This is a genomic window from Pseudomonas sp. CFBP 5748, from assembly GCF_053850495.1.
Window position 1 is genome coordinate 534,266 of sequence record NZ_JBSPTN010000003.1, and the last position, 15,399, is coordinate 549,664.

General features: G+C 58.2%; 9 protein-coding genes. 4 read left to right on the forward strand and 5 right to left on the reverse strand.

Annotated elements, in window-relative coordinates:
- Window positions 1–8: 8 nt before the first annotated feature.
- Both nosZ and nosR read right to left on the reverse strand, forming a co-directional pair.
- Window positions 9–1,928, reverse strand: coding sequence for a TAT-dependent nitrous-oxide reductase (gene nosZ, locus ACWNZ1_RS09865; protein ID WP_135845712.1), 1,920 nt, complete (start codon window positions 1,926–1,928; stop codon window positions 9–11).
- 53 nt (window positions 1,929–1,981) lie between these two features.
- Window positions 1,982–4,150 carry a transcriptional regulator NosR gene (gene nosR / locus ACWNZ1_RS09870; RefSeq protein WP_456027606.1) on the reverse strand — a complete coding sequence of 723 codons (2,169 nt, stop codon included), beginning with the start codon at window positions 4,148–4,150 and terminating at the stop codon, window positions 1,982–1,984.
- Window positions 4,151–4,426: 276 nt separating this feature from the next.
- On the opposite strand from nosR, the gene ACWNZ1_RS09875 reads away from it, so the two are divergent.
- Entirely contained in the window at window positions 4,427–7,084 is a 2,658-nt protein-coding gene (locus ACWNZ1_RS09875; protein ID WP_456027607.1) for an excinuclease ABC subunit A, read from the forward strand.
- 388 nt (window positions 7,085–7,472) lie between these two features.
- Entirely contained in the window at window positions 7,473–8,201 is a 729-nt protein-coding gene (locus ACWNZ1_RS09880) for a helix-turn-helix transcriptional regulator (protein WP_256453213.1), read from the forward strand.
- 93 nt (window positions 8,202–8,294) lie between these two features.
- Here the strand turns inward: ACWNZ1_RS09880 and ACWNZ1_RS09885 are convergent, their stop codons facing one another.
- Window positions 8,295–8,894, reverse strand: coding sequence for a LysE family translocator (locus ACWNZ1_RS09885; protein WP_135845716.1), 600 nt, complete (start codon window positions 8,892–8,894; stop codon window positions 8,295–8,297).
- A 601-nt stretch (window positions 8,895–9,495) separates the two neighbouring features.
- On the opposite strand from ACWNZ1_RS09885, the gene ACWNZ1_RS09890 reads away from it, so the two are divergent.
- A complete protein-coding gene (locus tag ACWNZ1_RS09890; protein ID WP_256453214.1) occupies window positions 9,496–10,269 on the forward strand; it encodes an acyl-homoserine-lactone synthase in 774 nt (257 codons plus the stop codon).
- A gap of 30 nt (window positions 10,270–10,299) precedes the next feature.
- Window positions 10,300–11,166, forward strand: coding sequence for a LuxR C-terminal-related transcriptional regulator (locus tag ACWNZ1_RS09895; protein ID WP_456027608.1), 867 nt, complete (start codon window positions 10,300–10,302; stop codon window positions 11,164–11,166).
- A gap of 61 nt (window positions 11,167–11,227) precedes the next feature.
- On the opposite strand, the gene ACWNZ1_RS09900 is transcribed toward ACWNZ1_RS09895, so the two are convergent.
- Together ACWNZ1_RS09900 and ACWNZ1_RS09905 are read right to left on the reverse strand one after the other, a co-directional pair.
- A complete protein-coding gene (locus ACWNZ1_RS09900; protein ID WP_280944047.1) occupies window positions 11,228–14,311 on the reverse strand; it encodes an efflux RND transporter permease subunit in 3,084 nt (1,027 codons plus the stop codon).
- Complete coding sequence (locus tag ACWNZ1_RS09905) at window positions 14,308–15,384, reverse strand: efflux RND transporter periplasmic adaptor subunit (RefSeq protein WP_456027609.1); 1,077 nt, start codon at window positions 15,382–15,384, stop codon at window positions 14,308–14,310. Before ACWNZ1_RS09905 ends, ACWNZ1_RS09900 begins: the two co-directional genes overlap by 4 nt.
- Window positions 15,385–15,399: the final 15 nt, after the last annotated feature.

Genomic DNA, 15,399 nt, shown 5'->3' on the forward strand with positions numbered 1-15,399 from the left:
AAGCCGTCTCAGGCCTTTTCAACCAGCATGCGCCCGACCATCTCCATGTGCAGGGCATGGCAGAACCAGCTGCAGTAGTACCAATGCAAGCCAGCCTTATCGGCGATGAAGGTGATCGATGAGGTCTGTTGCGGGCTGATCTCCATGCTCGCGCCATGGTTGGTCATGACAAAACCGTGGGAAACGTCCTCGATCTGGTCGATGTTGGTGATGGTGACCGTCACCTCGTTGCCTTGCTTGACGGTGAACTCGGTCAAGCCATAGGCCGGCGCCATCGACGTCATGTAGACCCGCACCTTGTTGCCGTCACGGATGACTTTGTTGTCGGTCTCCAGGTTGATGCCGTCTTTCTTGGCCAACTCCACGGTGCCGGCGAAGAACGGGTCGTTGCGGTTCCAGATCTTCTGGGTCTTGATCTGGTCGCGCCGGGCGAGGATGCAGTCGTGGGGTTCGGCGAAGGCCGGGCCGTCGTGCACCAGCTTCATTTCCTCGCCGGAGATGTCGATCAGTTGATCGTTCTCCGGGTGCAGCGGACCGGTGGGCAGGAAACGGTCCTTGGAGAACTTGCACAACACCACCAGCCATTTGCCGTCCGCCTCGCTGGTTTCGGTCAGGGAGGCATGGTTGTGGCCGGGCTGGTACTGCACGTCGAGTTTCTGCTTGATGTAGTTGACCTTCTCACCCTTGTAGGCTCGGATCGCCTCGTCCATGTTCCACTTCACCACCTGGCTGTCGATGAACAAGGTCGTGTAGGCATTGCCGCGTCCGTCGAACGTGGTGTGCAGCGGCCCCAGGCCCAGTTCCGGCTCGGCGACGATCACTTCGCGAGGGTCTTTGAAGCGGTCGGCGAACAGGTCATCGAGGCGGTCGATGGCGATCATCGAGACGGTGGGCGACAGCTTGCCGTTGGCGATGAAGTATTTGCCGTCCGACGAGGTATTGAGCCCGTGGGGATTCTTCGGCACGGGGATGTAGCGGGTGAACTCGGAGTCCTTGCCATCGGTCTTGCGGCCATCGACCACCGGCACTTTGGAGCCGTCCAGGTGAATGAATTTGCCGGCCTTGATCGCGGCTTCGATACGCGGAATGTTGAACACCACCACCCAATCGCGCTCGTTGCGCATCATGCCGCCCAGGTCGTAGGCCTTCTCCGAGTTGTAGCAGGTGCTGGCAGCGTATTTGCCGGTGTAGTCGGCGTCGGAGTTGTCCAGGTTACCGTCGACGATCACCTGGAAAGCCATTTCCATTTTCTCGGCATCGATGGCGTTGAACATCGTGAAGCTGTTTTTGTCTTGCAGGTCGAAGGTATGCCCGTCGTTGGGGTGCGGGATCACGAACTCGGCGTTAGCGAACACGTACTTGGTGTACGGCACCTTTTGCAGGCGCAGGCCGTGGATCGCCTGCACGTTGGGCACGGTGAGAATCTTGTCGCACTTCATGATGTCCAGGCGAATACGCGCGACCCGGGAGTTGGCCTTGTCGTTGATGAACAGGTATTTGCCGTCGTATTTGCCGTCAGTCATGGAGATGTGCGGGTGGTGGCAGTCGCCGTTCTGATATTTGGCGCTGTCGCCCAGGATGCGCTTGCTTTCGTTGGTCAGGCCCCAACCGGTGGCCGAGTCCACGTTGAACACCGGGATGCGCATCAGCTCGCGCATCGACGGCACCCCCAGCACCCGCACCTCGCCTTGGTGGCCGCCGCTCCAGAAGCCATAGTATTCATCCAGCTCGCCAGGCCCGACATGGACCTTGGACTTGGCCTCCTTGGCCGCTGCGGCCCAGGACTCACGCGTGAACGTGCCGGCGCCCAGCGCCGTGGCGCCGGCCAGTACCGCGCCGGTGACGGCACCGGTGCCCAGAAAGCTGCGTCGGCTGACACCCCGGGGTTCTTCCGCTGTACCGGTGGTTTCGGTTTTTTTGTCGCTCATGCTGTGTGCTCCACGAAGAATGAAAGGATCAAGGGACAGGACATTCGGGTGCCTCAAGGCGCCGGGCTCACCTGCACCACGGGAATCAATTGCGCCTCGGTCGCGGTCGCCTTGCCGCGCTTCTTGCGCTTGTTGATCAGCGGCGGGCATTTGTTTTCGTTGTGCCAAGTCATCTGGCAGTCGAGGCAGTAGTGACATTCGTTGGCGTTGATCCGGCCATCGGGGTGAATCGCCTGGATCTCGCATTCCTTGGCGCACAACTGGCAGGGGTTGCCACACTCCTTGCGGCGCTTGAGCCAGTCGAACAAGCGCAACCGGGTGGGCATCGCCAGGGCGGCCCCCAGCGGACAGATGTAGCGGCAATAGACTTTGCGGGTGAACAGGTTGACCAGCAGCAGGCCCGCCGCATACGCCACGAACCACCACTGACGGTCGAACCGCAGGGTGATGGCGGTCTTGAAGGGCTCGACTTCGGCCAGCCGTTCGGCGGTGGCCATCGACTCCAGGGAGACGCCGAACAGCACCAGCAAAATGATGTACTTGATCGCCCACAGCCGCTCGTGGATGGCGAACGGCAGTTCGTATTGCGGCACCTTGAGCTTGCGCGCCAGCTCGTTGATCAACTCCTGCAGCGCGCCGAACGGACACAGCCAGCCGCAGAACACCCCGCGGCCCCAGAGCAGAATGCTCGCGGCGGTGAACACCCAGAGGATGAAAATCAACGGATCGGTGAGGAACAGTTCCCAGCGAAAGCCTTGGAACAGTGCGTGGACGAAGGTCAGCACGTTGACCACCGACAGCTGCGCCAACCCATAGCCACCGAGAAACACCACGGTGAACACCAGGTAACCGCGACGCACCCAATGCAACAGTTTCGGCCGCCGGGCCAAGGCATCCTGAAAGAACAGGATTGCCGTGAGCACCAGCAAGGCAACTCCGAGTACCGAGATTTCGACGTTTTTCTGATACCACAGGGTCAGCCACATCGGCCGGCTGGCTTCTTCGGCCGCCGCCAATTGCTCAGCGCTAGGCAATGGCCGCTCCAGATACGGCTCGGGCAGTTGATAGGCCAGCTCGAAGCTGCTGAAGGTGCCGCTGACCGGCCCGGTCTGGCGGCGCACCAGCAACTCCAGGCTCCAGGGCGAACCGGGATCGAAACGGTGCGCGGCGCGGACGATGAAAATCGCCATTTCGTCGAACTCAGGCATGTCCTCGGCGGCCACGTCATCCAAACGCTGGAAATCCAGGTCGCGGAAACTGATGGCATCGCCGAACTGACGCAACAGCACCCGATCGAAAATACCGCCGCGCACATACCCCGAGCCCTTGAAGGAATAGCGCCCGCTGCCCATCACGGCGATGGCTTGCTCGCCCGGCTTGAGTTCGCTCATCAGCGTGCGGTATTGCGCCTCACCCAACAGGTTGCGACCGATGGTGGGTGGGTTGAGGTGGGTGACATAGAGGTCGATGAAGGTGTCGCCTGCCTGCTCGGCGCTGGCGACTTCGACCTGTTCGGCTTCGGTTCCCTTGAAGGAGGCATCTACTTGGCCGCGGGTCAGGTGCAAACGACGTATTGCACCGTTACCGGTCAAGGTCGCCCAGTCAGCGGGTTGATAGAGATCATCGCGCACACGGGCCGGCGCCACGGCCAGCCCCGCGTCACCCTTGACCAGGCCCAGGGAGACCGCGACATCGTGGGCGGCACGCATGATGACTTCGTTGACCACCATCGCCGTCACGGTGGCCCCCGCGATGGCATCCACCGTTACCGCATTCGGGTCACTGGAATGCCCCACCACCACCCGCTGGTTGACCTTGATGCCGCTGTAGCGCGCACTGAACGCGTGGAGTTTCTCTTCGGCGATGCCGATCAGCAGAATCGGCTCATGGTGTTCAAGCACGTAGGCATCGAGGATCACACCGGCAGGATCGAGGATCACCTGGACATTGATCGGCTTACCTGAATAGGCGGGAATGTCCACGACATCCAGGCTTTGAAACACATAACCCAGGACCTTGCCCGCCGCAGACAGCGTGCGCACCTTGAAGGGCCCTTCGGGCTCGGAGATCGCGTCGGTCTGATCCAGGACATGGTGGATGCGCTGTTGCTGGATCTCACCGTAGTCCTTGGCCTGGGCCAAGCCCGCGAATAGGAACAAAAGAGTGAACAGTGCACGGAGCCAGAAGCGGGGTGGGTATTGCATCGCAAAAAGAGGGTTCATGGACGCCAGGTCTTGAAGACAGGATCTTGGCGATCATCGTAGGGCTCGCCCCCCTGCCCGGCCCTTGATTGAAATCAACTTGAAAAAAACTTAACCCCGAACGGTCCGTATCCGTGGGAATTGCACAGCTTTTCTCCACTCCTGCGTCCGGAATGAATTTTTATTGCACGAGAACGGTTGAACCCGGTCGCATAATTGTCGGCGCTGTGATCCAGTCCACTCTCCCACCGCCATAACGCCCCGATGCGTTGCACCAACGTCCACAAGGAATACCCGATGCCCTCACGCTCCTTCCCTGCTCCAACCGCTGACTTGCCACAAGACACTGGTTTCGTCCGGGTGCGTGGCGCGCGCGAACACAACCTCAAGAATGTCGACGTGGACATCCCACGCAATGCCTTGGTGGTGTTCACCGGCGTGTCGGGCTCCGGCAAGTCATCACTGGCCTTCTCCACGCTCTACGCCGAAGCCCAGCGTCGCTATTTCGAATCCGTCGCGCCTTATGCGCGGCGCCTGATCGACCAGGTGGGTGTGCCGGACGTGGACAGCATCGACGGCCTGCCGCCGGCAGTGGCTTTGCAGCAACAGCGCGGCACGCCCAGCGCGCGCTCTTCGGTGGGCAGCGTCACCACCTTGTCGAGCCTGATCCGCATGCTCTACTCCCGCGCCGGCAGCTACCCGGCCGACCAACCGATGCTCTACGCCGAGGACTTCTCGCCCAACACGCCCCAGGGCGCCTGCACGGAATGTCACGGCCTGGGTCGGGTCTATGAAGTGACCGAAGCCTCCATGGTGCCCGACCCGTCGCTGACCATCCGCGAACGCGCCGTGGCAGCCTGGCCCATGGCCTGGCAGGGCCAGAACCTGCGGGACATCCTGGTGACCCTGGGGTATGACGTCGACATTCCCTGGCGCGACCTGCCGAAAAAACAGCGGGACTGGATACTCTTCACCGAGGAAACACCCACCGTTCCCGTGTATGCCGGCCTCACGCCGGCCCAGACCCGCGCCGCCCTAAAACGCAAGCTCGAGCCAAGTTACCAGGGCACCTTCAGCGGCGCCCGGCGCTATCTGCTGCACACGTTCATGCACTCGCAAAGCGCCCAGATGCGCAAACGCGTGGCGCAATACATGCGTGCCAGTCCCTGCCCCGTGTGCGAGGGCAAGCGGCTCAAGCGCCAAGCGTTGACGGTGACCTTCGCCGGCCTGGACATCGCCGAACTGTCTCACCTGCCCTTGCTGGAACTAGCCAAGGTACTTAAAGAGGTCGTGGCGCCGGTTTACCTGGAGCAGGCCGAAGAACCGGGGGAAGTCCTCAGCCACCGGCAAACCCGTGAGGCTCGCGAGCAACGCGCCGCCAGGGGCGACAACCCCCACGCGGGAGGGCCGGACGCCCGCCACACCCCCAACCTGTCTCTGGAAAAACGCCTGGCCGCCCAGCGCATCGCCGCTGAACTGCTGGAGAGGATCGTCACCCTCATCGACCTCGGCCTTGGCTACCTGGCCCTGGAGCGCAGCACGCCCACGCTGTCCTCCGGCGAACTGCAACGCCTGCGACTGGCGACCCAGCTCAACTCCCAACTGTTCGGCGTGATCTACGTGCTGGACGAACCTTCCGCCGGCCTGCACCCGGCCGACAGCGAAGCGCTGTTCGACGCCCTGCAGCGTCTGAAGGCCGCGGGCAATTCGGTGTTTGTGGTTGAACACGACTTGGACACCATGCGCCGCGCCGACTGGCTGATCGACGTCGGCCCGGATGCGGGTGAACAAGGCGGGAAAGTCCTCTACAGCGGTCCACCCAAAGGACTGGAGCAAGTGCCTGAGTCACGGACCCGTACCTACCTGTTTGCCGAAGACTGCGCCGCCGCGCGCAGCCCTCGAGAGCCCAAGGATTGGTTGCGTCTGGACGGCATCACCCGCAACAACCTCGACAACCTGAGCGCCGCGTTCCCCCTGGGCTGTTTCACCGCGGTAACCGGCATCTCGGGCTCAGGTAAATCCAGTCTCGTCAGTCAGGCCCTGCTGGACCTGGTAGGCGCACACCTGGGCCAGGCCAGCCCCAACGCCGAACCCGATGAACAAAGCCTCGAAGACGAGCCCGCGCAAACCAGCGGCGGTCGCGTCAGCGCCGGGCTCGACGCCATCAAGCGGCTGGTGCAGGTGGACCAGAAACCCATCGGCCGCACGCCACGCTCCAACCTCGCCACCTACACCGGGTTGTTCGATCACGTGCGCAAACTGTTCGCCGCGACCGAGCAGGCGCAGGCGTTGGGATTCGATGCCGGACGGTTTTCCTTCAACGTCGCCAAGGGGCGCTGCGAGACGTGTGAGGGCGAGGGTTTCGTCAGTGTGGAATTGCTGTTCATGCCCAGCGTGTACGCGCCCTGCCCCACCTGCCACGGGGCACGCTACAACCCGCAGACCCTGGAAGTGAACTGGCAGGGCTTGAACATTTCCCAGGTGCTGCAACTGACCGTGAACCAGGCACTCGAGGTGTTTGCCGAGCACGCGGCGGCCAGGCGTTCATTGCAAGTGCTGCAGGATATCGGTCTCGGTTATTTGCGCCTGGGACAACCGGCCACGGAACTGTCCGGCGGTGAGGCGCAGCGGATCAAGCTGGCGACGGAACTGCAGCGCAAGGCCCGGGGAGCCACGTTGTATGTGCTGGATGAACCGACTAACGGGCTGCACCCCCAGGACGTGGATCGCTTGCTGCTGCAGTTGAATCGACTGGTGGTGGACGGTCATACGGTGGTGGTCGTGGAACATGACATGCGAGTAGTCGCCCAAAGTGATTGGGTCATCGATATCGGCCCGGGGGCTGGGAACCAGGGTGGGCAGGTGGTGATATGCGGCGACCCGCAGAAAGTGGCAAGATGCAATGATAGTCGGACAGCAGCATTCCTGAAAAAAGCTTTGCAGCTTGAAAAGTAAAGCTTTTTTTAATGTTTTTCGCTGTTTCAAAAAAGATGTCTATACTGTCCTCCAGTTAATCGTTTCAGTAGTCGAACTTAACTGCAGCCTCATGGAGTAACGGTATTGAGGCTGCCCATGCCAGGAGGCGCAATGACAGCAACCTTGTCGAGAAAAGCAGAACTGCACCGCGAGCCGAGACATTCCTATCGCTCCTCGCACCGCCTCCCGCTGAACGGCTACCCGCCCAACACGCCGAGTCCATTCATAATGCTGACTGCGGCCACAAAATACGCTTGTGGTTGTTGATACCGGCGCTATAAAAAATTGCAGTTCCCGCTTGCCGACTATCAAGATAAAGCGTCTGGCCACTGCATAGTCTCAAATCAATATTTCGAGCGCGTCCATTATGCTCAAGCCCACTTCAAGCCATCTATTCAATTTAATTCAAGAGATCGAGAGTAATATTTCAGGGGCAAACGAAGACGAGTACACCGAACTCTTGGCCTGGACATTCTCGAAACTGGGAATCAACAAGTTTGCCTATGTCCACCTGGAGCCCACGCCCTTCAATAACTCAAAAATCTCTATCCACAGCAACTACCCCGCCGAATGGGTTGAAACTTACCGCAAGAACGCACTCTATAAATCAGACCCGGTCATGGCCAATACAGCCATTACCGCCACCCCTTTTTTCTGGGATGAAATCCCTCAAGAAATAGACAATAATCCTGAACTATTTGATCAATCAGCCGCCTATGGCATCAAGCAAGGGTTCACCGTTCCAATTCACGAACCCGGCAGGTCATTCGGCTCCATTCATTTATCTTCCGAAGAAAATGACCCGGATTTCCCCATCCTCGTTCGTTCGCATCTGGTCATTATAAAAACCCTCAGCATCATCGCCAATCAGCATCGTCCCACGGAGGACAGCAATGAGATCAACCTCAAACTATCCCCCAGGGAAATTGAATTCCTGCGCTGGCTCGTGCTGGGGAAAAATTACAAGGAGATAGGTCTGATCATGAACATCACCGAGCGAACAGTAAAGTTTCACGCCAAGCAAATGACTGAAAAACTGGACTGTATCAATGTCAAGCAGGCGATGTTCAAAGCCGTGCATTTGAACCTCGTTTAAAGTCACGCCATCGCTCGTCCACCAAGACTGTCCTGCTCGAATAGCATCGGCCCGGCTGTACAGAGCCGACGCCATGTTCAACTTATCCCCTACTCAAGCAAATCCGGCCTGCGCGGCAATGTTGAACAACATGCCGCATGCAAACAAACCAATCACCAAGGAAATCGCTCGACTTAACAATCGTCCCGATACAATCGCGTGCAATTTCCGCCCGCAAAAAGCTCCTGCCGCAATCCAGACCAGCCCTACCGGAAAAATAATCAGCGAAAATAGCAACATGAATGACACCCAGCTATTCAGCGACAAGAATGTGCCTGCGGGCGCAACGAAGGAAACAAAAAACAACCCTTTGGGATTGGTCAGCGTCGCCACGAACAGATCAGGCACGGCAATTCCCGTGGTTGCACCTGGCGTGTTGTCTTTTACTGAAAACCACAATTTCAAGGAAATATAAAATAAAAAGCATACGGCAAAAATCTTCGTTGCAATCACCACCCAGGAATGCTCGGTCATCAGCAGATCAATAAACACGCCCCATAGGGTCATCTGAATGACGTAAGCCAACCACTCGGCTGCGACGAACCTCATTGAACGCGCGTTGAACCCTCGGCTTACACCGATTTGCAGCAACAATGAGTTCGTCGGCCCCGGAACCAACAGTACAGTCAACAGTGAAAGCGCAATATAATTCATAACACCATCCATATGAGGAGCCTGCACGGCTCATTTTTCAGGGTCAGATCAATCCATCATCTTTCCACATGACGTCCGCCTCTAGTCATGCGAGGTCAGACATCCAGCCAGTAGAGTAATCACACTAGACCAACATCAATGTGCCACTCACTTATTTCAACTCGCTAGTCGATGCCATTGCATCCATCAGGCAAGCACACGTTCGCACGCGAAAGCAACGCTGCCACAACTCCATGACTCTCTGATTACATGCGTCAAATTAAGGGCCGAGCACGTCAATTTTTTGAATCACCAAATATCATACAGTTAGGGTCACTAATTTCGTGCGTCAAAAAAACGATGCATGCAATGGACGCCCGTACAAGACAATAACCCTGGAACACCCCCCATTCGCCACTACTGCATGTCTATACTTTTTTGGATTCACGATGATACAAATCTTACTACTGACATCCACACTAATACTTATAAGCCACCTGCGGAAAGCCGCCGACTAATTAGGCTATCCACTCTATAAATCAAAGACTGTACTTTAGGACAGTTGAAATGCGTTAGTGCAAAGTTAACAGTAGCTTCACCTTGCAGCCAAGAACTCGCACTCATGAACTACTCCCCGTGCACCTATCAATTTTCCGGCGTCACCACCCGCGTCGCAGGCTACTCGAAAATCCCACCAAAAATCCTCGAACAAATATTTTCCATTCGCAAACTCGCTTTCATCGACAGAAAAAAGTGGGACATTGAAAGTTACCAAGGCAGTGATTACGAGTGGGATGAATACGACGACCTCGATGCGACTTATATCTATACCCACCAAAACGATCAAGTAACCGGCTGTGTTCGACTACGCCCCTCCAGCAAACCGACGCTGATGAGTGGCCCTTTGAGCTTTATCCTTCCAGCTGAAGAAACCAGAGCACACTTACAGCATTGCTGGGAAGCCACGCGATTTGCACTTTCGAGCGATGACTTCGCAACAGGAGAACTCACTCAAGCTAATGTAGACATTCGCACGGCGGCACTTTTCCTGTCAATGATTAAGTTTGCCCAACAACAAAATGTACGCACTTATGAAATTGTCGTTGACACCATGATGGAAAAAATACTCAAGCGTTCCGGATGGACAGTTGATCGGCGCAATATTGCATTGGGATCGAAAGGTGAAAAAATCATCTACGGCACATTGCCATGCACACTCCTGACTTATGAAGAGGTCCTCAAGAAAAACGCCATCCACAAAGCCACCGTATATCACCAACCCCTTATTACCTGCCGTTCGTCAGACTCACTCGATAAACCCCAGGTAATCCCCCAAACACTCCCAAACCGAAACATTCCAGCAAAGATATCTATGCACACTGTGCTTCAGCTATAAATCAGATACTTGGATGAGTTAGGAGAAAGGATGAACCTACAACGATTGTTCCCGCACGTTGGCAAAGTCATTGCCAGTACAGGCAGCCGCCATTTTCCTCGCATGCTGCACGACCTCATACTCACGGAAATACCTGTAGATGCAACACATATTACTGAGCAAAGGATAGGCACAAGTAATATTTCTGAGCCGAGCACCTCCAGCATCGGTTGCGTCGGCATGGATAACGCCTGCATCGACGCTGTCATGGACGCTCATACAGCAAAGCCTTTTTTCCTGGCCGACGATATTTTTTTTGAAGATGCAGCGCCGCAAAAAGTGCCCAACTTCTCCCGCTGTCTACTCGCCCGCGAGCGTCCGGATAAAACGCCTTCTCACAACACCACGACTCAATTACACCTGACCACCCGAAAGAATGGTCGCCGTTATGTACTGTCCATCTACCGCTCACCTTTTTCCAAAGGATTTTCCGCGCAGGAACATGCTTTGCTGAAAGATTTTTCCTGCCTTTTATTGCCCATGGTCGAAGAGCACGTTGCTGCCCTGGCTCCAGCAGAGTCTATTCGGCAAGATCCCGGTCTTGCATTGGATACTTCGGAAAACGGAGGCATGGAAGCGCTGCGCCAAAGATTCGCCGATCGGTTACTTTTATCTGGCTTGAGTTTGTCCTCTCGTGAAACGGAAGTGTGCGTTGGTCTGCTGGCCGGGCGTACTGCACCTGAACTTGCAGAACAACTGAACCTGAAAGTCAATACGGTGGAAAGTTATCTGAAACGCGCAGCCATAAAGATGGGGATTGGCGGACGCCGCTCGCTGATCCGATGGATGCATTCGATGGATGCCACCCCCGCGCAGGTCGAATGGAATGGTAATGGCGTGATCCAACAAGCCGTATAAAACCTCCCCCCAACGACTGCTCGATCACCGCCGAATCGAGTATTTGTTGGGGGATTACTGCTCACCCCCTCGAACTCCCCTCTGCCACACTTCCTTCCATTGCTGTCCGAGTACGACGTTTCAACCACTCCAGCACATCGTCCACATAAGTAAAAATCACCGGTACCACCAACAGGCTCAACAGCGTCGAAGTCAGCAAACCACCCATCACCACCACAGCCATCGGCTGCCTGAAACTGGGGTCTTCGCCCATCCCCATCGCAGTCGGCAACATCCCCGCGCCCATGGCGATGGTGGTCATCAGGATCGGGCGGGCGCGCTTGTGACAGGCATCCACCAACGCCTCGTATCGACTCAGGCCATAATCGCGGCGGGCCATGATGGCGTACTCCACCAACAGAATGGAGTTCTTGGTCACGATCCCCATCAACATCAGCAAACCGATAACCGATGGCAGGGAAAAACTGAAGTTGCACAGCAACAGGGCTAGCAGCGCCCCCCCCAGGGAAAGCGGGAGTGCCGAAAGAATCGTGGCTGGCTGCAAGAAGTCATGGAACAACAACACCAGGACCGAATAGATACAAAACACACCGATGGCCATGGCCAGGCTGAAACTGCCGAACAGTTCAGTCATCAGTTGCAATTCGCCCTGCTGCACCAGTTTCACTTCGGCTGGAAGATTGCGCATCACCGGCAGTTGGCTGGCTTCGGCCATGACCTCGCCCAGATTGCGCCCATTGAGTTCGATAGACAGGGTGATATTGCGCAGGCGATCCAGGCGACTGATTTGTGCCGGCCCACTGCCCATGCTGATCTCCCCCAACGAAGACAGGGCGACCTGACCGTCGCGACCGGTCACCCGCAATTGACTGATGGTCTGCAGGTCATCGCGTAGCAGCGAATCCATACGCACCCGCACATCCACCTGGCGCTGGGACAGATTGATTTTGCCCAGTTGCGAGGAATATTCACCGTAGGTCGCCATGCGCAAGGTGTCGGCGATATCCTGACTGGTGATGCCCAGTTCCGCCGCTCGGGCGAAATCCGGCCGCATTTGGATTTCCGGGCGTTGCAAGGCGCTGCTGGACGACACGTTTCCAATCCCTTGCAGTTCACGCAACTGCGGCTCAAGGGCACTCGCCGTGCGTTCCAGCAGATCACCGTCATCACTGGCCAGGACAATATTGAGTTTCTCTCCGCTGCCATCGCCGCCAACATTGATGCGAACCCCTGGCAGGGTACGCAACACCTGACGCATCTGTGCTTCGACCTCCACCTGCTTGCGATCCCGTACCTCTCGATCCGCCAGCGTCACCGTCAGGATGGCATCGCCGGCACCGGTGATATCTCCAGGCCCGGAGCCCGAACTACTGGCTGTTCCCACCGAGCTGAAGACATGTTTGACATCCGGTATGTCCCGCAATCTTTCGCTGGCCTGCAATGCCATCGCGGTGGTTTGTTCCAACGTCGTACCGGGTGGCAGCTCCAAGGTTATTTTGCTGCGACCGGTGTCCTGCGCGGGAAGGAAGCTGGTGGGCAGCAACGGGACCAGCGCCAAGGCGCCGACAAAACACAGGCTGGCCAGTAACATCGTGGTCTTGCGCCGGGTCAGGCTGGCGTGAATCCAGCCCAGGTAGCGGGTCATCAACGGGCCGTCGGCGGCGGTTTGATGGGTTGCCTTGAGAAAATAGGCCGCCATCATTGGCGTCAGCACGCGCGCCACCAGTAGTGAAAACAACAGCGCCACCGAAGCCGTCACGCCAAACTGACGAAACAGTTTCCCGGCAATGCCACCCATGAATGCCGTGGGCAGGAATACCGCAACCAGGGTGACTGTCGTGGCGAGCACTGCCAGGCCGATTTCATCCGCCGCCTCGGTGGCGGCCTGACGGGGGGTCTTGCCCATGCGCAAATGCCGCGCGATGTTCTCGATCTCGACGATCGCATCGTCCACCAATACACCGATGACCAACGCCAGGGCCAGCAGCGAAACCGCATTGAGTGTAAACCCGGCCAGGTACATCACGCCAAAGGTGGGGATGATCGACAGCGGTAACGCCGTGGCCACGATGAGCGTGGCGCGCCAGTCCCGCAAGAACCACCAGACCACCAACACCGCCAGCAGCATGCCTTCGTACAGCAGGTTCATCGAGTCGTGATAATTGGCGAGGACGGCCTTGACCGTGTCATTGGCTTCAACGATCCGCACGTTGGGATGCTGTTCCACGAACGTGGTCATGGCCTTGCGTACGTCATTGGCCACGCCGACATCGGAGAACCCCAGGGAACGGGTGACCTGAAAGCCGATGACCGGCCTGCCGTCATGAAACGCCCGGGTACTGCGTTCAGCGTGGGTGTCGCGAATGTCGGCCAACTGACTCAACGCCAACAGGCGACCGTCACCGCTGGGGATGTCGATGGCTCCAAGGGCTGCCGGATCGTCAATGGCCCCCAAGGTCCGCATGGCCTGCTGACCACTGCCCAGGTTGCCCTGGCCGCCGGAATTGTCCTTCTGCATGGCACGCAGTTGGCTGGCTACATCCGAAACGCGAATGCCCAGCCCCGCCATCAGGGCCGGATCGAGATTGACCTGGACCTCCCGATCGACGCCCCCCATGCGCGAGATCAGTGCCACCCCCGGCACCGCCAGCAGTTGTTTGCTCAGTTCATTGTCGACGAACCAGGACAAGGCTTCTTCATCCAGATTGTCGGAGTCGATGACATAGGTGAGCAACGCGGAGGCACTGGTGGTCAGCCGGGAAACCGATGGTGTGTCCAGGTTCGCCGGTAGCTGCGGCATGGCGCTGTCGACCGCGTTACGCACTTCGTTCAGGGCCTCGTTGCCATCCTTGTCGATGTCAAAGCTGACGTTGATGGTGACGGCACCGTCGGTGATGATCGTCGTGACATGCTTGAGCAAGCGCAGGGACGTCAGTTTATCCTCGATCTTGCGCGCCACTTCCGTTTCCAGTTGCTCCGGGGCCGCGCCTTCGAGCGAGGCGCTGATCACCACCACCGGCAGGTCCATGTCCGGGAAATCCTGGATGGCGAGTTTTCCAAAACCGGCCAGGCCCAAGAGCGTCAGCAGAATGAACAGCATGACGGCCGGAACCGGATAGCGGATCGACAAGGCTGAGATGTTCATGGCTGGGCGACCTGGGCTTGGACGAGGGTCACACTCGCGCCATCGTTGAGGAACGCGCCGCCGGCGCGCACGATTCGGGCAGGCTCATCGAGGCCGCTGAGGATCTCCACGGCCTGGTGCAAGCGTCGGCCGACCACCACCGGTCGCTGGACGACGCGCATGCCCTCATTGAGCGTGAACACATAGGAACGTCCATCCCGCAGGATGACCGCGGTGTCCGGTACCGTGACGGCCTCGCGAGGCGCCAGTTCGATCTGGCCACTGGCGTACATGCCGGCCTGGGCTGCGCTGTCTTTTGGCAAGGAGATGTAGACCAGCGCCCGGCTGGTCTTGGTGCTCAAGGTGGGCGATACCAGACGCACTCGCCCTTCCACGCTCTGACCGCCCGGCAATGTCATACGGGCGATCTGGCCAGGCTGAACCTGGGCCAACTGGCGTGCATCCAGTTCGGCCTGCCATTCGATGCGGCCGTCGCGCACCAGGCGAAACAGCTCGTCGCCGGCGGAGAGGACCTTGCCGAGCAACGCCGTGCGCGCCGAAATGATGCCGTCGTCCACCGCCACGATGCGTGTCTGCCTGAGCCTGATGCGAGTGCTCTGCAATTCGGCGCGGGCGCTGGCCAGATCCGCCTCGGCGAGTGCGACCTTGATTCGATAGTCTTCGCGCTGCTGCTCCGACAAGGCCCCACCCTCTCCGACGACCTGGGCGCGACGATCATTGGAACGGGCCTGCTTCAGGTTTGCCTCGGCTTGGGCGACGAGTGCCTTCTGTTTGCTTTCTTCGGCGACAACCGTTTCGGAGGCCAGCGTGGCCAGCAATTGGCCCTTCTTCACCCGGCTGCCCACATCGGCCTCAATGCTGGCAATGCGCAGGTTGCTGGTCTCGGCATTGATGACCGCTTCCTGCCAAGGCGCGAGCGCTCCATTGGCAAACAGCAGTTGCGGCCAGATCTGGCGCCGCGCCTGAACGACCTCCACGCTCAAGCTACTGACCTCGGGAGCGGCCACCGCCGGTTCGGCGCCGCGGCGAAAATAGATCGACGCCACCACGAGCGCACATACTATGATCGCCAACGCGAATCTGCCTGA

Excerpts from the sequence above, each read along its gene's own strand:
- ACWNZ1_RS09890 (WP_256453214.1), top strand. The coding sequence starts at position 9,496 with ATGAACTACTCCCCGTGCACCTATCAATTTTCCGGCGTCACCACCCGC.
- ACWNZ1_RS09895 (WP_456027608.1), top strand. The coding sequence starts at position 10,300 with ATGAACCTACAACGATTGTTCCCGCACGTTGGCAAAGTCATTGCCAGT.
- ACWNZ1_RS09875 (WP_456027607.1), top strand. The coding sequence starts at position 4,427 with ATGCCCTCACGCTCCTTCCCTGCTCCAACCGCTGACTTGCCACAAGAC.
- nosR (WP_456027606.1), bottom strand. The coding sequence starts at position 4,150 with ATGAACCCTCTTTTTGCGATGCAATACCCACCCCGCTTCTGGCTCCGT.
- ACWNZ1_RS09880 (WP_256453213.1), top strand. The coding sequence starts at position 7,473 with ATGCTCAAGCCCACTTCAAGCCATCTATTCAATTTAATTCAAGAGATC.
- nosZ (WP_135845712.1), bottom strand. The coding sequence starts at position 1,928 with ATGAGCGACAAAAAAACCGAAACCACCGGTACAGCGGAAGAACCCCGG.
- ACWNZ1_RS09900 (WP_280944047.1), bottom strand. The coding sequence starts at position 14,311 with ATGAACATCTCAGCCTTGTCGATCCGCTATCCGGTTCCGGCCGTCATG.
- ACWNZ1_RS09885 (WP_135845716.1), bottom strand. The coding sequence starts at position 8,894 with ATGAATTATATTGCGCTTTCACTGTTGACTGTACTGTTGGTTCCGGGG.